At 58.9% G+C, this 21649-nt stretch carries 18 protein-coding genes and 2 pseudogenes; 10 read left to right on the top strand and 10 right to left on the bottom strand.

Annotated features, from left to right (window positions below; translation table 11 throughout):
* Positions 1-92: 92 nt before the first annotated feature.
* Positions 93-332: a hypothetical protein gene (locus ASD12_RS21140; protein ID WP_244482926.1), complete on the bottom strand. Its 240-nt coding sequence runs from the start codon at positions 330-332 to the stop codon at positions 93-95.
* A gap of 404 nt (positions 333-736) precedes the next feature.
* Here ASD12_RS21140 and ASD12_RS21135 point away from each other — a divergent pair, with 404 nt between their 5' ends.
* Positions 737-1447 (top strand): XRE family transcriptional regulator, encoded by a 711-nt coding sequence (locus tag ASD12_RS21135; RefSeq protein WP_082525581.1) that lies wholly within the window; start codon positions 737-739, stop codon positions 1445-1447.
* Between the two features lie 75 nt (positions 1448-1522).
* Here ASD12_RS21135 and ASD12_RS21130 read toward each other — a convergent pair whose 3' ends face one another.
* Positions 1523-2848, bottom strand: coding sequence for an aspartate aminotransferase family protein (locus tag ASD12_RS21130; protein ID WP_056590545.1), 1326 nt, complete (start codon positions 2846-2848; stop codon positions 1523-1525).
* Positions 2849-2950: 102 nt separating this feature from the next.
* Between ASD12_RS21130 and ASD12_RS21125 the strand changes: the two genes are divergently transcribed.
* The gene (locus ASD12_RS21125; RefSeq protein WP_056590541.1) at positions 2951-3970 is read left to right on the top strand and encodes a histone deacetylase family protein; all 1020 of its coding nucleotides are present in this window, start codon (positions 2951-2953) and stop codon (positions 3968-3970) included.
* 26 nt (positions 3971-3996) lie between these two features.
* Here ASD12_RS21125 and ASD12_RS33345 read toward each other — a convergent pair whose 3' ends face one another.
* The 5 genes from ASD12_RS33345 to ASD12_RS21105 all read right to left on the bottom strand — a co-directional run bounded on the left by ASD12_RS33345 (position 3997) and on the right by ASD12_RS21105 (position 8698).
* Positions 3997-4665, bottom strand: coding sequence for an ATP-binding cassette domain-containing protein (locus tag ASD12_RS33345; RefSeq protein ID WP_082525580.1), 669 nt, complete (start codon positions 4663-4665; stop codon positions 3997-3999).
* Complete coding sequence (locus tag ASD12_RS21120; protein WP_244482925.1) at positions 4643-5488, bottom strand: ABC transporter ATP-binding protein; 846 nt, start codon at positions 5486-5488, stop codon at positions 4643-4645. The genes ASD12_RS33345 and ASD12_RS21120 overlap by 23 nt, the downstream gene beginning before the upstream one ends.
* Positions 5479-6471: a branched-chain amino acid ABC transporter permease gene (locus tag ASD12_RS21115; protein ID WP_244482924.1), complete on the bottom strand. Its 993-nt coding sequence runs from the start codon at positions 6469-6471 to the stop codon at positions 5479-5481. The genes ASD12_RS21120 and ASD12_RS21115 overlap by 10 nt, the downstream gene beginning before the upstream one ends.
* Positions 6472-6477: 6 nt before the next feature.
* On the bottom strand, positions 6478-7431 hold the full coding sequence (locus ASD12_RS21110) for a branched-chain amino acid ABC transporter permease (RefSeq protein WP_056590538.1): 954 nt from the start codon (positions 7429-7431) through the stop codon (positions 6478-6480).
* 133 nt (positions 7432-7564) lie between these two features.
* Positions 7565-8698, bottom strand: coding sequence for a branched-chain amino acid ABC transporter substrate-binding protein (locus ASD12_RS21105; protein WP_056590536.1), 1134 nt, complete (start codon positions 8696-8698; stop codon positions 7565-7567).
* A 301-nt stretch (positions 8699-8999) separates the two neighbouring features.
* Here ASD12_RS21105 and ASD12_RS34260 point away from each other — a divergent pair.
* Positions 9000-9097 (top strand): annotated as a pseudogene (locus ASD12_RS34260) (transposase); the annotation flags it as partial.
* Positions 9098-9109: 12 nt separating this feature from the next.
* Here ASD12_RS34260 and ASD12_RS21100 read toward each other — a convergent pair.
* Positions 9110-9706 (bottom strand): cupin domain-containing protein, encoded by a 597-nt coding sequence (locus ASD12_RS21100; protein ID WP_056590555.1) that lies wholly within the window; start codon positions 9704-9706, stop codon positions 9110-9112.
* A gap of 277 nt (positions 9707-9983) precedes the next feature.
* On the opposite strand from ASD12_RS21100, the gene ASD12_RS21095 reads away from it, so the two are divergent.
* The 7 genes from ASD12_RS21095 to ASD12_RS21065 all read left to right on the top strand — a co-directional run bounded on the left by ASD12_RS21095 (position 9984) and on the right by ASD12_RS21065 (position 18890).
* Complete coding sequence (locus tag ASD12_RS21095; protein WP_056590533.1) at positions 9984-12053, top strand: hydantoinase/oxoprolinase family protein; 2070 nt, start codon at positions 9984-9986, stop codon at positions 12051-12053.
* 2 nt (positions 12054-12055) lie between these two features.
* Positions 12056-13846, top strand: a complete 1791-nt coding sequence (locus ASD12_RS21090) for a hydantoinase B/oxoprolinase family protein (protein WP_056590531.1) — start codon at positions 12056-12058, stop codon at positions 13844-13846.
* 23 nt (positions 13847-13869) lie between these two features.
* On the top strand, positions 13870-14874 hold the full coding sequence (locus ASD12_RS21085) for a sugar ABC transporter substrate-binding protein (RefSeq protein ID WP_162252266.1): 1005 nt from the start codon (positions 13870-13872) through the stop codon (positions 14872-14874).
* Positions 14875-14876: 2 nt separating this feature from the next.
* The gene (locus tag ASD12_RS21080; protein WP_156398630.1) at positions 14877-16421 is read left to right on the top strand and encodes a sugar ABC transporter ATP-binding protein; all 1545 of its coding nucleotides are present in this window, start codon (positions 14877-14879) and stop codon (positions 16419-16421) included.
* Complete coding sequence (locus ASD12_RS21075) at positions 16418-17374, top strand: ABC transporter permease (RefSeq protein WP_056590522.1); 957 nt, start codon at positions 16418-16420, stop codon at positions 17372-17374. Before ASD12_RS21080 ends, ASD12_RS21075 begins: the two co-directional genes overlap by 4 nt.
* A complete protein-coding gene (locus ASD12_RS21070; RefSeq protein WP_056590520.1) occupies positions 17374-18369 on the top strand; it encodes a hypothetical protein in 996 nt (331 codons plus the stop codon). The genes ASD12_RS21075 and ASD12_RS21070 overlap by 1 nt, the downstream gene beginning before the upstream one ends.
* Before the next feature lie 143 nt (positions 18370-18512).
* Positions 18513-18890 carry a RidA family protein gene (locus ASD12_RS21065; RefSeq protein WP_056590517.1) on the top strand — a complete coding sequence of 126 codons (378 nt, stop codon included), beginning with the start codon at positions 18513-18515 and terminating at the stop codon, positions 18888-18890.
* Positions 18891-19069: 179 nt separating this feature from the next.
* Here ASD12_RS21065 and ASD12_RS21060 read toward each other — a convergent pair.
* A pseudogene (locus tag ASD12_RS21060) lies at positions 19070-19739 on the bottom strand (IS6 family transposase).
* Between the two features lie 580 nt (positions 19740-20319).
* On the bottom strand, positions 20320-21210 hold the full coding sequence (locus ASD12_RS21055) for a polysaccharide deacetylase family protein (protein WP_056590514.1): 891 nt from the start codon (positions 21208-21210) through the stop codon (positions 20320-20322).
* Positions 21211-21649: the final 439 nt, after the last annotated feature.

Here is a 21649-nt window from a genome sequence, read left to right as displayed (position 1 = left end):
AGCCAGAACCTTGACCCTCAACACCGAACCGAAACATACATGAAAGGCGGGTCACTTCTCGGTGGAAATGCCGGGTCAGTTCTCAGTGAAAATCAACACGCTGCCGTTTCAAGAGCGACAGTTTCCATATCATCCTGATCGACGGCCAGAAGGTCAAGTATTTTGGCAAACTTGAAGTTGAGCTCCCGGTCACCGTCGAACTCATCGATTGTGACGTGCAAAATGTTCACATTCGCGTCGATCAAGCGCGTCTGTATGGTGTCGGAAGGAGCTGCCAACGTCCGAATTGCAGCGAAGAAGTGTTCACGCGCATTGGCATATTTTTCGTCCATCTTGATCCCCTTGTAGCACAAATGCTGCGCCTTGCGCGTGAGGCGGGAATCACGACTTACGCTTTGACAGCCCGCGTAAACCGTGTCAGGCCGCCCGCGGCACCTGTGACGTGAATGTCGCCCTTGTGACGGACACCCTGGTGCCCTCGGCGTCAATTTGTCCGGGCATATCAAAGCCGCGCAAATGCGGTGTGGTTGGGTTGTTCAATGCTTGTTTGCTCAAAGTCGCATAATTGGCAGTGTGGAAGTTCCTGCTTAATGATCGAGCGAAGCCCGTCAGCAGGCAACACGCCTTGTCTCTTTGGAGCTAGATCGACACAGCTCGGCACCGTAGAGTTGGGAAACGAATTCATGGTAATGAATGTCCGCCGAATCGGCGGCGCGCGATACGGACTGGGTCGGCAATGAAGAATGCCTCGAAAAGGGCTGGAGCAGAATCAGCAAGCCAATGGAAGCCCGCCGCGGATGGAGAAAGCAAGAAGATCGTTCGCCTGACCGGTGAACGCGGGGAAAGCAGTTTAATGACCGGTTTGTACGACCAGCAAAAGGCACCGGGCAAGGCGTTCGACCTCAGCGCGCGCCTTAGGTCGTTGCGCAAGCAGCACAGTATAACTCTGGAAGAGCTCGCCCGGCGGTCCGGTCTTGTTCGCTCGACGCTTTCCAAGATGGAGAACGGGCGCATGTCGCCCACTTTCGAAGTGTTGCTGAAACTGGCCTCCGGCTTCGGCATGGAACTTGCGGAATTGTTGAAACCGCAGGCGTTCCCTGCGCCAACTGGACGCTTCGCGGTTACCGAAGGTGCGGACGCCGACCAGATCGAGTATCCGAATTATATACTCGTTCCGCACGCCAGCAATCTGAAGTCGAAGCGCATGCTACCGTTCATCAGCCGGATGACGGCTAGATCCTTGGAAGAGTTTGATGACTGGAACAGGCATGAGACCGAAGATTTCATGCTTGTGCTGAGCGGGCAGATGATCTTCTACAGCGACACCTATGAGCCGATTGTCCTCAACCCCGGGGACAGCATCTATTTCGACGGACGCATGGGGCATGCTTGCATTTCCGGCGGCGACACGATCTGTGAGGCCGTTTATGTTTGCACGCAGGAGTGAGCCCGTCGCATCGGGAGGGCCGGCCAGCAGGCTCGGCAACGCCCGTTGCCCCGGATCAGAGCCAGAGCCGCTGCCTCAGTCCAATGCATCGAGCGCGCGTGCAAACGCCATGCTCGTCTTCTCGATTTCAGCTGTCGTATGCGCCAGCGAACTCAAATTGTGCAGGGCGTTGGACGGACAGATATAGACGCCAAACTGCAGCAGCAGGTTTGCAAAACGGCGGAACTTGTCCCGGTCCACGTATTCGCAAAAGTCTCGATAATCGGTCACCTCGTCACGGTCAGTAAAATAGATCTGAAACAGCGAGCCCACGTTCTGGACGATGGCGCGGTGTTTTGACTGCGCGGCCAAAACCTCCCGTGCCGCCTCGGTCATCCGCCGCCCAGTTTCCTGGAGGTAATCGAAACCGGCGCCGCCATCTTCGGTCATCGCCGCGAGCATCGTTTTGGTCGCAAACAATCCCAATCTCGGCGCGTTGTGGGTTCCGTAGTGTAGAACCTTGCCCCATTCCAAAGCACTCATGATCTGATCCGGCCCGGTGATTGCCGCGATCGGAAAACCCTGGCCCAGAGCCTTTCCGTAGGTGATGATGTCCGGCTCGAGCCCGTAGAGCCCGGCGCAACCTTCAGCGCCGACGCGAAATCCGGTGACTGTCTCGTCGAGGTAGAAGAGCGCTCCGTATTCGCGGCAAATCTTCTGGACGAATGCCAAGTAGCCGGGGCGCGGTGGGATCACGCCCATATTGGTCATGATGCCTTCCGTAGCGACGCAGGCGATCTGGCGTCCGTACGATTCCATGACGCGCGTCAGCGCTTCCTCGTCATTCCAGGGCACGACGATCGTGTCGGCGAGCGACCCCGGCGTCAGACCTGAACTGTCGGGAATGCGGATTGGATCATTCCTGTGACCGAGCGCGGTCGGCGCATGTGCATTGCTGTTCAGAAGGACGGCGTCGTACCAGCCGTGGTAGTGACCCTCGAACTTGACGATCTTGGAACGTCCAGTCAGCGCGCGTGCCATGCGAAATGCCGCCATGCAGGCTTCCGTACCGGTATTTGCAAACCGGATCTTGGACGCTGTCGGAAGCATGGAGACGAGCTTCTCGGCCACCTCGACCTCAACCTCCAGCGCACTGGCGAAATGTGTGCCATTTGCGACCTCGCGCTGCACCACGTTCACGATCATTGGGTGGGCATGGCCCATCGGAAGCGCCCCGAATGACATCATCCAGTCAACGTATTCGTTGTCGTCCGCATCATAGATATAAGCGCCGACGGCGCGGCGCATGTAAGGAGGGTGAGGTGTGTAATTGACGGGCCCGCGGGACGCGGAGCTCACGCCCTCGACCAAGACCTTGCAGGCCCTGGCATAGAGCTGGCCCGATGCCGTGTTGGGTAACATGCGCGTTTCCTTCGCCGCCGGGGGTGCTTGACTAAATTTAGAGCACGTGTTTGTTTCCTATAAGAAACGTATATGCCTTATTGTCAATCTCGGAAATCAGCCATGCGAATTATTTGGTCGCCAGTACAGCTCGATCACGACGGCGGCAGCTTCGTGGAGCGTGGGCGGTTTGTCCGAAGTCCTGAAATTCCAGCGAGACCCGCAGCGATTCTTAAATCTCTCCAGTCGCGTGGACATCCGGTGCAGGCGGCGAAAGATTTTGGACGAGCGCCAATTCTGGCTGTGCACGATGCCGACTACGTCGATTTCCTTGTCCAGGCACATGCAAAGTGGACATCCACTTTCGACGGCGATCAGCCGCTGTTTCCTAACGTACACCCTCGCGGCCCCGACGCGTTGAAGCCTAGCGGACCGGTTGGACTTTTGGGATGGCATACCGGCGACATGGCCTGCGAAATCAATGAAGGCACGTGGCGCGCGGCGAATGCGGCAGCACAGACGGCCGCAACCGCTGCCGAGTGTGTGATGGCCACGGGCGAGGCAGCATATGCGTTGTGCCGCCCGCCGGGACATCATGCCGGCCGCGACCGAGCAATGGGATTCTGCTACCTGAACAACGCTGCCATTGCCGCCCAGATGCTGAGCGAGCGATACGACAGGGTCGCTATTCTTGATATCGACGTGCATCACGGAAACGGCACACAAGAGATATTCTACGACCGGGGCGACGTCTTCTTTGCGTCAATCCACGGAGACCCATCGGAATTCTACCCCTATTTCTGGGGATACCCGCAGCAGACCGGGTCCGGAGAGGGGGTTGGTAAGACGCTCAATGTTGCCTTCCCTTTTGGCTCCGCCGACGGCCCGTATCTTGACGCTCTCGACAAGGCGATCGAGGGAGTAGGGATTTTCGCGCCGCAAGCTCTTGTCCTGTCACTCGGAACGGACGCTTTTGTGGATGATCCGCACGGCATGCATAATGTGTCCGCCGCGGGATTTGAGGCGGCGGCAAAAAGGATTGCCGGGCTGAACCTGCCAACCGTGATCATCCAAGAAGGCGGCTATCCATTCCCGGGCCTTGGCGACCTGGTTAGTGACTTTCTCGGCTTCTTCGCCGCTTGAATTTCAAGCCGCGCCCAGCGCGGTGATTAGTCGTCCACCTGTGCCATGTATAGGTCGCGCAGCCTAGGTTCGGCCTCCAGCAAATGACTGGGACCCTCCACGACGCATCGTCCTCCCTCGATCACCATCGCATAGTCGCTCACGTTGAGCGCGAGGCCTACATTCTGTTCCACGACGATGATGGTTAGCCCATCGTCTGCGAGTTGCAGCAATGTCTCAAAGATTGCGTGAGTAACTTTCGGCGCAAGGCCGAGGGAAAGCTCGTCGACCATCAGCAGCCGGGGTGCCGCTGCCAGCGCCCTGGCGACGGCGAGCATCTGCTGTTGGCCACCACTCAACGTGCTGGCACGGTCATTACGCTTCTCGGCCAGTATGGGGAAAAGCCCGTAGGAGCGTTCCATTACGACACCGGCCTCCGGGCTCCTTGGCAGAAGCGCGGCTACAATGTTTTCCTCCACCGTGAGCGTACCGAATATGCGCCGACCTTCGGGGCAATGCGAAAGGCCAAGCCGGCAGATTGCTTCGGGTCCCAGCCCCGCAATCTCCTCACCGTCGAAGATCAGGCGCCCCGCAGTCAAACGCGCCAGATTGGAAATTGTTTTGAGTAGCGTGCTTTTGCCGGCGCCATTTGGACCGATAAGGGCGAGGATTTCGCCTTGGTAGATTGTCAGGTCAATGCCACGTAACACCTTCACCTGTCCGTATCCGGACTCGACTTTCTCGAGTGCGAGCAGCGGCCTGGAGGGCTTGGTGGTCGTTGGGGCTTCCGAGATAGGCGGTCTGGACATCAGTGTTGCCTTTGATCTGGTCGGGTGTGCCATGGGCGAGCAGACGGCCCTGGTGGAGGACATAGATTTCGTCCGATAGCCGCATGACCATGTCCATGTCATGCTCGATTAGGACGATAATCAAATCCGGACTCCTCAGCGCCAGCAATCTCTCACCTAGGGCACGGGTCTCTTTGAAGTTGAGCCCAGCGGCAGGCTCATCGAGAAACAGGACGCGCGGGCGAACAGCGATAGCCCGTGCAATTTCTAGCAGCTTGCGGTGGCCGTAAGGCAGATCTCGTGCGCGAACATGGCCGATCCCGGCGAGATCAAATTTATCCAGAACCGCCATGGCGCGTTTCTCGCGTTCAACAGCCATGCGGCGCGCAGCTGGTGGCCAGAAGACTTCCAGCGGAACCTGGCGGAAAGTTCGAGTCAGCTCGCACACCTCGATGTGCTCGATCAGAGTCATATCCTCGAAAAGTCGAAGATTTTGAAACGTCCGTGAAACGCCGCTCTGCGCAAGCTTGTACGGGGGAAGGCCGGTGATATCGCGACCGTCAAGGAAGATTGCCCCGCCGCTCAAGGGATAAGCGCCACCGGCCAGGTTGATCGCCGTCGACTTTCCAGCGCCGTTTGGTCCAATCACCGAAGTGATAATGCCGGGCTTGAAGTCCACGTTCAGATCGCTGATGGCGGCGAGTGCACCAAACTTCTTGGAAACGTTCCGGAACTGCAACACTAGCGCCATCCCGTTTTCTTGAGGATCCAGCCGATTCCGTAGCGCTGGGGCACCAGTCCCTCCGGCCTCAGAATAATGCCGAGCACCAGCAGAAGGCCGAATAGCAGCATCCTGTAATCCTGGTAGCCGCGAAGGAGTTCAGGCACGATCACGACCACGAAGGCTCCGATGACGGTGCCAATGAGGTTGGCCACGCCGCCTATAACAACGATCACGACAATCAGTATGGACTCGTGCAGAACGAAGCTCTCCGGGCTGACGAACCGCTGCGATGCTGCAAAGAAGACGCCGGCCGCGCCACCGATACTGGCGCTGAGCGCAAACGCCAGCAATTTGAGCCGCGTCGTGTCAACCCCGCTCGCGCGCAGCGCAACCTGATCCTCCCGCATGGCCCGCCACGCCTTACCGAGCAGCGAACGCTCCAACCGGAAGACCAGAGTGTAGACCAGGATGACCACCACTAGCAGAAACAAGTAAAGGTCGCGGGGCGTCGTGATCTGCCATCCCAGCAGGTCCGGTCTGTCGATGCGGGCAATGCCCTTGGGTCCGTTGGTCAAACCGTTCCAATTGTTGATTATGATCCGGATGATTTCGCCAAAGCCCAGCGTGACAATTGCCAAGTAATCGCCGCGCAGACGCATGACCGGATAGCCAAGCAGTAAACCGGTAAAGGCCGCAAGGATGGTGCCTATCGCCAACACAAGCAGGAAGGGCAGATGGAAGTCAAACTGGGCGCTGGCGAGGATCGCGTAGCTGTAGGCGCCGATTGCGTAAAACGCGACGAAGCCGAGATCGAGAAGGCCTGCATAGCCGACCACGATCGTCAGGCCGGCACCGAGGAGCATGTAAAGCAACAGGTTGTTCAGGACGCGCAATTCGTACACCTTCGCCATGAGGGGCACGGCGAAGAAGATCACCCCCACCAGGGCCGCGAGCACCCCCCACCTTACGATGGCATGGGAGAAACCGGGGAATGGGTGGGGTTGGTTCATCGGACCTCAGAAGTCCTTCTTGTCGGATGCTTCACCTGTACCCTCGGGGCGGCCCAGGAGACCGCTGGGCCTAAAGATCAGAACGACTATCAAGACCGCGAATGCGACCACGTCTCGGTATTCCGTGCCGATCAGCCCGCCGGTCAGCTTGGGCAAGAGGCCGGCTGCGAAGGTCTCCAACAGGCCCAGCAGGAAACCTCCCAGAACCGCGCCTGGTACGCTCCCTATGCCGCCGAGCACTGCAGCCGTAAATGCCTTCAGTCCAACGATCGTACCCATTGAAAACTGCATCACCCCATAGTTGGCGGCATAGAGGACGCCGCCAAGCGCGCCCAGGGCGCCGCCGATGAAGAAGATCGCAGCGATTGGCTTGTTGATTTCGATACCGATCAGGCGCGCGATCTCATGGTCTTCGGCAAGTGCGCGGATGCGGACGCCTGTTCTGGAGCGTTGCAAGAAAACCTGCAGCGCGGCCATCAGCGCGACGCTCAAGCCAATGATGACGATCGCTGTCCTATTGATGCCGATTCCCCCAATTTCGATGCGTGTTGATCCGAACAGCGTTGGATACGCAAAAATGCCGGGGCCGACAGAGATCTGGACGACGTTCTGGAGAACGATCGACATTCCAAGGGCGCCCAAAAGTGGCGAGAGTCGCGGTTTGCCCCGAAGGGGGCGATAAACGATCCGTTCCAACAGCATAGCGACCAGGCCGACCAGCAGGCAACTGAAAAGGATGGACAGACCGATGCCCACAAACTGCAGAAAAGAAAGCGTTTCAGAAGATCCGACGACCTGCGCAATCAACCAATAGGAGAAGAAGGCCCCGAGCATAAACATTTCACCGTGGGCAAAGTTCAGCAGCTTCAGGACGCCGTAAACCATGGTGTAGCCCAGAGCGATCAACGCGTAGATCGCGCCGATGCTCAAAGCGTTCACCGTTTGCTGGATGAGTTCCATTGTTGGCGACGCCCTGTCGGCTATGCCTGCTCGTTCGCCAATGAAAGTGGCGCCGCAGAGATCGATTATCGTGCAGGAGCACTCGAAGAAAAGGCTTCCCGGCACAGCGGAAAGCCTTCGCTCGAGATGCAGGCTATTTTACCAGTTTGAACTGGCCATCGGTCGCCTTGTATAGGAAGGCAAGACCGCCTTTTAGATCCCCATGTTCGGTAAATGAGACATCGATCCCCAGGAGACTGTTCTTCAGGTTGGTCGCGTGAAGTGCCTTGATCAGGTTTTCGCGATTGACGTCGGCTTTCGACATCCCCTTCAGGGTTTCGCCTACTATCCAAGCAGCGAGATAGCCGTAAGCGTCATAGGTATCTGGCTCTTTTCCGAACTTTTCCCTGTAGGCCTTGGCAAACGCTACTAGTTCAGGTTTCGAATCATAAGGCGGAACCTGGAAGGTAATCAGCGTCCCCTCGGCGTTGTCCTTGCCGGCCTGAGCGAACAGATCGGGCGTAAATCCGCCATCTGGCACAAAGTACGACGCCTTGATGCCTTGCTCCCGCATTTGCCGAACGATCAAAGCCAACTGCGGCATGACGGCGCCGACATAGACCATATCCGGATTTTCGGCCTTCAGGCTGGTGATCACCGGCCCAAAATCGACATCGGTCGAGTTCACACCCGAGACGGAGGTTACTTCCCCCCCAAGCGCCTTAAATTTGTCCTCGAAGATCTTGGCCACTCCCTCGCCAAATGCCTGCTTATCCTGGATTATTGCAGCCCTCTTCTCTTTCAAGGTCTCGATCGCATAGGATGCGGAGAGTTGCGCCTGAGCGTAGTCGTCGTTGGCGGCGCGGAAAACGTGGCCGAATCCGAGCTGGGTAACCTGCGGGTTAGAAGACACCGTAACCTGCGGCATGCTGCATCCACCGTAGACATCGAGGGATGGGATAGTAACGCCGCTGTTGAAATGGGCGAGAACGCCGATCATCTGCTCATCATCGCAGAATTTCTGGGCAACCAGAACGCCCTCCCGGGGATCTGCTCTGTCGTCCGCCTTGACGAGTTCGACCTTGTGGCCACCAGGCAATCCGCCTGCGGCGTTCAGCTGATCAAAATAAAGCTGCATGCCGTTGGTTAGCCCTTGGCCGAATATCGCCTGAGGCCCCGAAAGCGGCGCCGCCGCTCCAATATGGAAGGTACCGGCGTCCTGGCCGGATGCAGACGTCGCACCGGAAATGATGGCTAACCCTGCAACTGCTATCACAACTTTTTTCATTTTGTTCCCCTGTTGCATTCATTGCTATAGGGAGGCAGCGTACACCTCGGCTATAGGGAGGTAGCGTACACCTCGATTAAGTTTCCTACAAGAAACTTTTGGCGCCGTTAGACCCCATCTAGCAAGTGGCATGTTCGCCTCGAAAGCAGGAAGGGACGACGCGCTGGTGCGGCAGCTTCCAGCCGGAACAACGCAAATCCTGACACTTTGGGGACGATGAGAGCGCGGCTATCGTGTTTTGGCGCATTCTGCGATGATCAAGCTTGCTAGGGGCGTGATGCCTTCGCGACGTGAGCCCTCCACTGGAATCCTGCAGGTCGATGGCTATGGCGGGTATCGAGTGCTGGCGACAAGAGCGACCTGACGCTCGCCTTCTGCCGGGCACACGTGCGCCGACGCTTGAATAAGCATTTAGTAAAGCGCTGGGGTAACCACCCAGATCAATTCTACGGGTACATCACCGCTGCACCAGAAGCGATGCATGTTTTCGGCCCGAAAGGCGAACGAGTCACCAGCATCCAGTAAGTATTTCTTTCCAGAAACTTCCAGACCGAGCTGGCCAGAAACGACAGTGCCGCATTTCGCGCCGATTAAATTGTTGTAAGCCTTTTCGCCCGAGGTGCCCCCGGGCTGTATGATTATTCTTATGATCTGGATGTCGAGCACCGTATCCGGGGACATCAGCTCCTTGACCATCGCGCCCGGCCCGAGGTCCATTCTCCTGCGGTTCGCGGCTCTGACGATAAGCTCTTCCGAAGGGTGCGGCGCCGGCTCGAAAAGCCAGCCGACGGGCATTTCAAGTGCGGTACTGATCTGTCGGAGCGAACGCAGGGATGGCGTTGTCATGCCTCTTTCGATCTGGCTCAACAATCCGACAGAGAGCCCTGACTTTTCCGCCAAATCCTGGAGGGTAAGCCGCCTTGCTAGCCTGCGCATGCGAAGTCGCGCTCCGACAAGCGTCTCCGATTTGTCCTTCGGATCAGCCGCTTCCTTCGTCTCAATGCTCACTTGAAGCCTCCCGACCGGCTGCGTGGGGATTCGCACGCGATAAACATGCTGCAATATGCCATCTCTTCAACGCTGCATACATACCCATTTTTGAAAAAAGAACCATAAAATTTCACTATTGCTAAATCTTATCGGCCATGTTTGTATCAGTTAACGGGTGCAGCGTAGACTGGATTCACTTTCCAACATCGCCGGCTGAAATGGCCTGGCGGTGCCCGGGGTGCCCGTCGGCTTCGCGATGAAGTCCGGAATGAGCAAGCCATGAGGGGGAGCGTAAATGACGTTTCGGATTGCCGTTGATACCGGCGGCACATTTAGTGACGTCGTCGTCACGAACGGCGAAACCCGGCAGTTGTGGGTCAACAAGGCGCTTACGACCTATGACCGGGTCTTCAACGGCATTTCCGACGCGCTGACGGTGGTCAGCGAGGAGATCGGTATAAGCCTACACGAGCTCCTTTCTCAAACGACGCTGTTCACCTACGGGACGACGTTTTCGACGAATGCGATTATCACCGGGGACACGGCGAAGACGGCTTTTCTGACAACGGCGGGTCATCCCGACACCCTCGTCCTGCGCGAGGGCGGCAAACTCAACCCGTTCGACTTCCGCGGCCGTTATCCCGATCCCTACGTCCCGCGCAGGCTGACGTTCGAGGTGCCCGAGCGCATCGATTCCGAGGGCGCCGTTCTGATGCCGCTGGGCGAGGCGGAGGTCGTGCGCATTGCTGCTGAACTGCGCGAACGCAAAGTCGAGGCGGCGGCCGTTTGTCTGCTATGGTCGATCATCAACCCGGCGCACGAGCTTCGCGTGGCGGAGATCCTGAAGCGCGAGCTGCCGGATATTCCTGTGACTTTGTCGCATCAGATAAACCCGATTTTACGCGAATATCGTCGTGCATCCTCGGCGGTGATCGACGCCTCGCTCAAGCCGCTCATGCAGCGTCACCTGCGGGAAATGGAAAGGGACCTGAAGGAGGGCGGTTTCAAGGGTCAGCTTCTTGTCGGCACCTCGTTCGGAGGCGTCCTGAACGTGGAAGACGTGGCCCTTCGCCCGATTTACACCGTCAATTCGGCTCCCGCCATGGCTCCCGTCGCCGGCCGCGCCAACGCGCCCGATGAAGAGAGCATCATTGTTTGCGACATGGGCGGCACCAGCTTCGACGTCTCGATCGTGCGCGGCGGCTACATGAAGTTCACGCGCGAGACTTGGATCGGCGAGCAGTATACCGGACACATGACTGGCCTTTCGGCCGTCGACATCAAGAATATCGGCGCGGGCGGCGGTTCGATCGCCTGGATCGACCCGGGCGGGTTGCTACGTGTAGGCCCGCAGAGTGCAAAGTCTTCTCCCGGACCTGCCTGTTATGGGAGAGGCGGAACGAAGGCGACCGTCACGGATGCGAGCGTCGTTCTAGGCCACATAGACCCCAACTATTTTCTCGGCGGGCGCATCAAGCTCGACTATACCGCCGCAGTCCGCGCGATCACCGACAACGTCGCAAAGCCGCTCGGCATTTCTGTCTACAAGGCCGCGCATGCGATCCTGGCGATCGCAACGGACAACATGGTCAACGCGATCCGCAGCATCACGGTCAACGAGGGTTTGGATCCGCGACAATCGCTCCTGATCGCCGGCGGCGGCGCGGGAGGCATGACGATCGGCCGCATCGCGGAGTTGCTCGATGCCGACCGTGTCCTCGTGCCACGCACCGCCGGGGCCTTGTCCGCCTCGGGTGGACTGTTTTCGGACATCGTGACCGAGTTCTCCGCCAGCCGACGGACCGATACCCGCAATTTCGACTACGACACCATCAATGCCGATCTGGCGAAGCTGAACGCCGAGATCGACGCATTCTTCGAGCGCATAGGCACCCCCAGGGACCAGCAGTTCCGGGAGTTCTTTGTTGAAGCGCGTTACCCGCACCAGGTCTGGGAGCTCGACGTCCCCTTGCGTGGATCATGCTTCAACTCGCGTGACGATGTAGAAGCGATGATTGAGGGCTTCCATGCGGCGCACGAACGTGTCTTTGCGGTCAGCGAGCCGGGGCAGAGCGTTGAATGCATCTACTGGAAGGCCCGCGCGATAGCGCGCTTGCCGAAGCCCACCCTGAAGCGGCAGCGCACGGCCGCCATCGGCGCCGAACCCCTTTCGGTCGGAGACGCCTGGTTCGGCGGCGACGTCCCGGAACAGACGGCCCGCTATGACGGTCCGTCACTGTCCGGAGGTGCCAGTGTGAAAGGCCCCTGTGTGATCCAGGAGCCCACGACAACCATAGTAGTGTTCCCTGGCTGGAAGGCGAGCGTCCTCCAAAACGGCGATTACCTGATGACGAAGGAAGGCTGAGGATGACGACCGAACCGCTTCTGCTTGCCATCTTGTCCAACCGACTAGATCGCATTGTGCGCGAAATGACCAACACTCTGCTGAGAGCCGGCCGATCGGCCGTGCTCAACACCGCGCGCGATTTTTCGTGCTCCATCATTACCTCCGACAATGAACTTCTCGCGTCGGCCGAGGGCCTGCCGGTCCATGTCATCGGAACCGAGCTATTGGCGAAGGCCATGACGGAACTTCACGATGATTTCCGTGAGGGAGACGCTTTTTTGCACAACGATCCATATCTCGGAAACACGCATCCCGCCGACCACGCCATACTGGTGCCGGTGTTCTTTGAGGGCGAGCATGTTTTCACCGCCTGCGCGAAGGCGCACCAGGCCGACTGCGGCAATTCACTGCCTACGACCTATATGCCGGGCGCCCGCGATATCTATGAGGAAGGCGCGCTTATCTTCCCTTGCGTCCAGGTGCAGAGGGAATTCAAGGATGTCGGCGACATAATCCGAATGTGCCGACGCCGCATCCGTGTTCCGGATCAGTGGTACGGCGACTATCTCGCGACGCTTGGCGCGGCCCGGATTGCTGAGCGCCGTCTCAAGGAGCTCTGCAAGGAATATGGGCGCGAGGCCGTGCGTGCCTTCATCAGGGATTGGTTTGACTACAGCGAGCGGCGGATGATTGATGCCATCGGCAAGCTTCCGAGCGGCCGGATTGTCGGCGAGGCCCGTCACGATCCCTATCCGAATCTGCCGGACGGTGTGCCGCTGAAGGTCACTGTCACAATTGACAGTGCAGGCGGCAAAATTGATCTCGACCTGCGTGACAATCCGGATAACTACCCCGGCGGACTGAACGAATCGCAGGCATGCGCCACGAACAACGTGATGACGGGCGTCTTCAACTCGATCGACCCCGACGTACCGCACAATGCAGGCAGTTTCCGCCGCATCTCGGTTCAGCTTCGCGAAGGCTGCATCGCAGGCATTCCGAAGTTCCCGCATTCCTGCTCGATGGCCACCACGAACATAGCCGACCGCCTCGTCACCCTTACCCAGGCCGCCTTCGCCAACTTGGGAGAGGGGTTCGGACTGGCCGAGGGCGCGCTTGGAATGGGCATTTCCTACGGTGTCATATCGGGTGAGGATGCGCGGTACGACAACGAGAGCTATGTCAACCAGATATTCCTTGGCTCTACCGGCGGTCCGGGCGGTCCCGTCGCCGATGGCTGGCCGACTTACTATCTGCCGGTCGCCGCGTCGCTGATGTATCACGACAGCACCGAGGTGGATGAGCAGAAATATCCGCTTCAGGTCTGGGAAAAGCGTCTGATCCCCAATTCGGAAGGCGCCGGACGGCAGCGCGGCGCGCTTGGATCCAAGGTGGTCTATGGCTGCAAGAACAACCCGATGACGGTCGCCTATACGTTCGATGGGCATGAAAATCCAGCGCGGGGCGTTCGTGGCGGCATGACCGGCCAAGGTTCCGACGGCTGGAAGACGGACAAGGCGGGCAACCGTATCGCTGTACCCATGGCCGGGACCCAGGTGATCGTCCCGGACGAGCGCCTTGTGTCGATGACCGGGGGCGGCGGCGGTTATGGCAGCCCTCTGGACCGGACGGCCGAGCTTGTCGCCCACGACGTTTCGGAGGGGTGGGTGTCGATCGAGCGTGCTCGCAACATCTACGGAGTCGTGGTGACGGAATCCGAAGCGGAGAAGAGACTTTACCTGGTCGACGAAGAAGCGACGCGAAAACAGCGCGCCAATATCAGCGCTGTAGCCAATCCGAGTAACTCATAAAACCATCCATAAGGGGAATGAAAATGTCAAAAACATACGGATACACATTGAAGGCGCTGCGCGCCGCATGTCTTGTGGCGACGATGATCTCGGGTGCCGTAGCGCACGCGGAAGGCGATCTGGCCGGAAAGACGGTCACCCTTGTGACATGCGGCACCTCGAACCCGTGGTGCAAGGTCTTCAACGAGCAAATCACCGGCAAGCTCAAGGCCGCGGGCGTCAAGGTGAACGTCCTGGAGAATGACTTCGATGCCGTTCTCGAGGTGCAGCAGATGAACGAGGCAATTTCCCAGCAGCCCGATCTCATCATGGTCGAGCCCGCCGACGACAAGACCCTAGTCGGCTCGGTCAAGAAGGCTAAGGCGGCCGGCATCCCCGTCCTTTACATGGACAGCCCCGCCGACCCGGCCATCAGCGAGGACATTGCGTTCCAGGTGGTTGCCGACAATGTCGCGCTCGGTCGGTTCGCGGGCCAGAATATCATCGATGGCTTGCGTGAATTGGGCCTGAAAGAGGCCAATGTCGTCGTGATCTCCGGCACCAAGGGTGCCACAATGGTTCAGGATCGTCAGCGGGGCTTCGAAGAGGTGATGGCCACGGCGCCGGAATACAAGATCATAGATGTGCAGGACGGCAATTGGGATCCGGTGCTGAGCGGAAACATCGCACAGCAGCTCTTCGCGAAATACCAGTCGCAGGGCGGAATCCAGGCTGTGCGCGCGGAAGCCGACTATACCGCGATTCCGGTCATACAGGCGGCTCGCCAGGCGGGGTTGAAGGTTGGCGTTGCGGAAGGTGGCCTGATCGTCTCCGGCACGAATTGCACCAAGGCCGGGATAGACTCCATCCGCAATGGCGAGATGTACGGCACGGCGACCGAGGACGCATTCACCCAGGGCGAATACACGGTCGAAGCCGCCCTCAAGTACCTGCGTGGGGAAAAAGTCGAAAAGACCATCGTCGTTCCGGAATACCGCGTTACCAGGAAGACCCTGGACCAATACGCGGAAGTTTGCTCGAAGGGCTGACCATGGTCACCCCCGCCTCCGGTGGTCCCGAGATGAACTCACCAGTGCTCGAAGTCGAACGGGTCACGCGCAGTTTCGGACCTGTTCGCGCAGTCGACGGGGTGTCGTTCGATGTGCGGAGGGGCGAGGTCCTTGGACTTTGTGGCCACAACGGAGCGGGGAAAAGTACGATCGTCAAGATGCTGTCCGGCCTGTTCAGGCCGGACAGCGGCCGGATCTTGCTTGAGGGCAAGGAGTTGCATCTCGAGTCGCCACGACAGGCGCAGGCAGAGGGAATTGCGCTGGTGGACCAGGAATTAAGCCTGGTACCGGCATTGACTGTCTCGGATAACCTGCTGCTCGGCAATTTCGATGCTTCCTTCTTCCAAAAAAGATCGGAGGATTTCAGGCGGGCGCGCTCGCTTCTGGATGCCGTGGGCCTGACCTATGTCCACCCCGCCACGCCTCTCGAGGAACTGTCGATAGGGCAACGCCAGCTCATCGAAATCGCGCGGGCGCTTGGACGCAAGGCCAGGCTGTTTCTGCTCGATGAGCCGACGGCAACGCTGAGCAGCATCGATATAGATCATGTGTTTGCGGCCATACGCCGGCTGACTGCCGCGGGCCACGGTGTGGTTTACGTGTCACATCGCCTCGACGAGGTGCTTCACCTTACGGACCGTGTGACGGTGGTTCGTGACGGCAAGCTGGTCGGCACGCGCGATACGAAGGACATCACCGGCAAGGACCTGGTGACCATGATGCTTGGCAGACACGAGGAACCGCCACTCCGCGCCAAGGCGATGGCGGCACAAGGCAATGCCACGCTGACCGTCCGCGATCTCACGGTCGGCTCGGGGGTGCAAGACATCGCATTCACGGCCAGGGCCGGTCTGGTTTACGCCCTGGCTGGACAAGTCGGATCCGGTGCGACGGAGGTGATCCGCGCCATTTCAGGGCTTGCCCCGGATGCGAGAGGCTCGGTGACACTCGATGGCAAGCGTATTCCGCTCGGGTCGATCCGCGCGGCAACGAGAGCAGGGATCGTCCTTGTGCCGGGTGACAGGAAAGGTGAGGGACTGTTCCTCGGGCAGAAGGTCGAGAACAACCTAACAGCTACGTCGTTGTCGCGCTACAGCCGCTTCTGCGTCCTCGATATTGCCGGTCTCAAGAAAAGTGCTCGCCGGCTCGCCGGAATTTGCGGAGTGGACCCGAGGCGCTTGTCGGATGCTGTCCGCGATCTTAGCGGCGGCAACCAGCAGAAGGTGCTCATCGGCCGCAGCCTCGAGCGACAGGACACTAAGGTATTGCTTTTCGACGAACCGACGCGCGGCGTCGATGTCGGGGGCAGGGCCGATATTCATAGACTGATCCGCTCCGTCGCGGACGGCGGTGCGATCGTTCTTTTCACATCCACCGAACTGCCCGAGATACTGCACCTGGCGGATGTCGTCATCGCGTTGCGCGGTGGCCGCATCGTCAGCATCCGCGAACGTGAGCGGATCGACTCGCACGAACTGCTGGCGGATATGACACACGCGGCCGTGCAAGAGGATGCTCTAGGATGACGCAGGCCAGCCAAACGTTGCAAACCGCCGGAAGGCGCTGGGCAGGGGTCGCCGGAATCGTCTTTATCGCGCTTTTCGTCGCGGCGGTCGCGGCGGACACCCCCGGTTTTCTCAGCACGCAGAATTTCAGGGCGATCCTGGGCACAACCACGTTTGTCGGATTGATCGCTGTGGGAATGACCGTGATCATGATCAGCGGTTCGTTCGTCTCGATGTCGCTGGGGACCTTGGCCACGGTAACCGCGATATTCTTCATCTACGCTCTGAAGTTCGGCGTCGGCGCCGCCATCCTTTCTACGCTGGCTTTGGGTGCGATGCTCGGCCTTGTCCAAGGCTTTCTCATCGGCGCCTGGGGCGCCAATCCGATCATCGTGACGATCGCGGCGGGAGCCTTGCTAGAGGGCGCGAGTGTGGCGCTTACCGGCGGTCAGGCGTTGTCTCCGCCGGATAACACTTATGCGTTCCTGAATGCCACGCCATATGGAATTCCGGTGGGAACGTTCGTCCTGCTGCTGCTCGTTGTCGTGGTTGAATTCCTGTTGCGTCGAACCCGGCCGGGCCGTGAAGTCTATATGCTTGGCGAGAGTCGGGCGGCAGCGCGCGCGGCAGCACTGTCCCTCGGTGAAATCGGCTGCTGGGTTTTCATGCTGGCGGGCGTGTCGGCGGCGCTAGCCGGCATATTCCTGGGATCTTTCAATCACGGCGCGTCCCTTCTTCTGAATCGCGGGACCCTGAACTATGACGCGATCGCTGCCACTCTGATCGGGGGAACGGCGATCGCCGGTGGGCGCGGGTCCGTCTGGCGGACGCTGCTTGGCGTCATCCTTATCGCGACGATTACGAACCTTGTATTGCTTCGCGGCTACAGCTTCGGGGCACAGATATTCTTCAAGGGCGTTCTCATGACCGCATTCGTCCTCATCATTCATCTGCGCTCACAAAGGGGAAGATGATGTCCGAGAAGTCCCTCATTCCTCTCTTTGTCGCGCGAACGCTTCGAAGGTTGCTGCCGCTTTTAGTCCTGGGGCTCGTACTCTCAGCCTTGATAGCCCTGCCTCTCTATTCGGACGCGCGCGTAAGTTCGTTCAGCATCAACAATTCGTTGCAGAACGCGGCATCGCTCGGCCTTCTGGCTTTGGGCGTAGGGCTCACCATGATCATCGGCGAATTCGATCTGTCCAGCCTTGGTGTCTACGCGATCGGCGGAATGATCGCCGTCAAGTATGGAGCGGATTTCCCGGTCGTGGGACTGCTGCTGGCCATGTTGCTTGCCGTCATGGTCGGTGGTGTCCAGGGCTGGATTATCGCGCGTACAGGGGTCAGTTCTGTGCCGCTGACGCTCGGTGGGTACATCATCGTTCTCGGCACCAGCCATCTCGTAAGCGACAGTCAGACCCTGGCATACGCCAATTACGATGTCGGTATCTGGCTAGATTCGGTTTTCGGCGGCATCCTCTCGCCTCGCATCGCCATCGTTGTCGGCATATTCTTGCTGACTGGGGCCTTCATGAAGTGGACGCGGATGGGCCGTGAAATACGCGCGGTCGGCGGCGACCGCCGCGCCAGTCGGGCCTCCGGAGTCCAAGTCGACCGGATAATCATCGGAGTCTTCATAGCGTCCGCTTGCCTGTCTGCTCTGGGCGGTGGTCTCTTTGCACTAAGCACCGCTGCCGCCAAGCCGGATCTCGGACTCGCGCCCTTCATCTTTGCTGTCACCGCAGCGCTTCTCGGTGGGGTATCGCTGGCGGGCGGGCGAGGCGGAGGCATGGGCATCTTGATGGGGGTCGTCTCGCTCAGCCTGCTTGAAACCCTATTTTCCCTGCTAGGCACGCCAGTATATATGGTCAACCTGATCCGGGGCGCATTGCTCATGATCGTCGTCGTCATCGAAGCGCCTGATCTACGGCGGTCGCTTGTCACGCTTCGCAACGCGACGGCGGTGCGGTGAGGGTAGCCGGGACAATCGGATCACAAGCACGCGAACATCGGAGATTCCGGGCTCCGGCATTTCTAGCCGGGCGCTCTTAGGCAACGCTTCGTGTCGACACGTCGTCAGCACAACTAACCCACCCCAGATAAGGAAAAGAACCGATGACGAGCAATGTCGCCCCCACGCCCATGTATTCGCACACGATTGAGGTTCCAGCCGGCCATCGTCTTCTGGTCATTTCGGGTCAGTTGGGGATCGACGAAGCCGGCAACATCCCGGACGATGCCGAAGCCCAAGCGAGACTGTGCCTTGCGGCGATCGACAGACTTCTGGCGAAAAGCGGGCTGAACCGCGAAAACGTGTTGCGCCTCAATGCCTATGTCACCGACCGGGCGCATATGCCCGGTTACGCGACGGCCCGCAACGAATGGGTCGCTGATCTGCAAGTTCTGCCGTGCTCGACGTTGCTGGCCGTGTCAGGCTTTGTCCGGCCCGAGTTCTTAGTTGAAGTCGAGGCATTGGCATCTTCGAAGGCCTGACGCTAGATGTTTGATCACATGCTTTGATGGTTCATCATTGTCGTCCGGATCAAAAGCCGCGCTATGGGCCAGGTCCTGCATGGGAGCGCCACGAACGACAGAGGCGGTCCGTCGAGCGATACAGCAGGCGCTGTCAGACGCATGCGAACCAGTCACTGAATGGGCACGATGGTTATCTGTTATGCCGCGCCAAGTTGACGCCACTCGGCGAGAGCAGCGGCGCGGTTGAGCTTGAAATTGTTGCGTGAGTAAAGGTGGCGTTCCAGGTTGAAATGGTTATGGACCGAGGCGTGAACGAAGCTGAATTTCTGCAAACTTCGCATGGTCCTGAACCGCTGCATCGCTCGTTCCCGTCGTCGGAATGGCTGACGAGAATTCTCGGATCGGTTGTTCAACCAACGACCTGTTTCCTGACGGTCTTCTGCGCCGATCTCCTTCAGAGCGGCACCGTAACAACGGAGTTTGTCGGTCACCACGGTACGCGGCGAGCCGAAGCGCTTCATTGATTTTATGAATTCAATGCCGCTTTGCGATCCCGGCGCTTCGTGACAAAGCTTTCCAACACTTCGCCCTCGTGATCCACCGCGCGCCACAAGTAGCACATCTCGCCGTTGATCTTCACGAACATCTCGTCCAAATGCCATTTCCAATTGGAATAGGCACCAAGGTGCTGAACCCGTTTCCGCCTGATCTCCGCAGCAAATATCGGACCGAACCTGTTCCACCAGCACCGGACCGACTCGTGGCTGAATTCCGAAGCGATAGCGGGAAGCGAACGTACATCATCACGGCCAGGCGGATAATCTCCGGGCTGGTTCGAAAGTACCGGAAAGGGCTGCGTATGGTCATCCTGAGAAACTAAGCGACCGCCCTGCTCGCCTCAAGCTCCATCGCTCTGACAGAGCCTGCCGATGAGCTCGCGAAGCCCGGGCACCGCTCCGTCCAGCAGATCGCGCCGCGGCGTGTAGAAATATTTGCGGTCCTACTTGCGTATGGAAATTAATTTTGCATGGGCAAGGATGATAACACGGTACGACACAGTCGACTTCACCACGACGAGATGATCGACAAGGACAGTGCAAGGCATCTCTCCAGCTTGCTCAATAAGACGCAGCATCTTAAGCCGCGTCGTCTCTCCAAGGGCGAGATCAGCAGATAGTGCCATTGTTCCAAATACATCTAACGAAGTTATTGTCGAAAATCCAGTCCTTTTGGCTACGTGTAGGGCGGCCCCCAACCTCGCAGCGGCGTGAAATTCAGCGGACGACATACCCAGGACAGTCGGCCGCGTCGGCCCGACGCGCTTGGATGCAGAGGCCGCGGTCAGGACGCTGATCTCGTGGGCCGGCGAAGATCCGGCCTTCGATCGCAAACCTCCCCGCGGTCCATACATTACAGTCTCCTGAACCGCGTCGATTCATTGAGGAGTCTACGGCTGGGCGGCGTTGGGCCGCGCCGACGTGTACCAATTATAGATCTGCTCGCCCGTCCAGAATGCCACGTCGCCATGCGATGAGATGTAATCCAGCAATTCCTCCAGATAGCCGATCCGATGCGGAACACCGCTGAGATAGGGATGGACGCTAATGGACATAATCCGCGACGAGGTCGCGCTTTCCTGATATAGTCGGTCGAACTGGCGCTTGCCGCGTTCGAGCAGTTCCGCTGACGAGTGCAGCGCCACAGCCATTATTGCCACATCGTTGATCTCCACCGTATAGGGGAGTGTCAACAGCGGGCCCGCCGTCGTCTTCAGTTCGCAAGGCAAGTCGTCCATTACCCAATCGGCGACGTATCGAATGCCTTCCTCAGCGAGGATGTCGGCCGTGTCTGGCGTCTCCGTTAGCCCCGGACTTTCCCATCCCACCGGCGGCTTGCCGGAAATCTTGCACAGTGCGTCGATAGTGCGCCGAATAGCCATGCGCTGGTCTTCGAGATTGTGCATCGGCCCTTGCAGCCAACCGTGACCCATCAGTTCCCATCCGGCGTCGTGCGCCGCATGCACGACCCTGGGATAGACCTCGCACACTGATCCATTGATGGCCAAAGTCGGAACAATTTTTCGGGATGTCAGGCTCTCGTAGATGCGCCAGAATCCAACCCGCATGCCGTATTCGTGCCACGACCAGTTGGGAATATCGGGCAGCAGCGGCATGCCCATCGGCGGTGGCAAGACGGTGCGCGGCATCGGCCGCCGCGCATCCCAATGTTCGACATTGACGATGAGCCACACTGGCATCCTGATGCCGTCAGGTAATTTCAGCGGCTGCCTATCGACGATCGCCTGATAGTCTATTCGTTCGCGAGGGCTCAGCGGCATGGGACGGTCCTACGGTCTTGGAATACGATTCGATTGATCAGCTTCTCAGGGCGAGGTCGCCGTCACGCCGGTCGCGCTACCAGTCGACCGAGACGTATAGGCCTCCACCACGGCGCCGCCAAGCTGATGCAACCCGTCTTCCTAGATGCGCATCTCGTGGCGCCTTGGCTTAGGGCCTACAGGTCGCAAGGCTGAAGATCGTGATGTCTAGCCCTGTTTGATAGTCAGACCGCCGTCTATCAGCAAAGTCTGGCCCCCGCGCCGTTGCCGAAGTCGGCGAAGGAGCGCCAGAACGGGTTCTGCAGCGCCGGGGGCCGATGCTGGGAGTGTTGTGACGAGCCTGCGCACTGTTTTCCCTTGGAATGTTGGGTCGATCGAAAGCCAACCGTGGAACTTGAATGTTGAGCTCAGCGGAGAAGATCGTCAATTATATTGAAAT

Origin of the sequence: Mesorhizobium sp. Root102 (assembly GCF_001425625.1) — a bacterium.
GTDB lineage: Bacteria > Pseudomonadota > Alphaproteobacteria > Rhizobiales > Rhizobiaceae > Mesorhizobium.
This window is presented reverse-complemented; position numbering and strand designations above follow the sequence as displayed.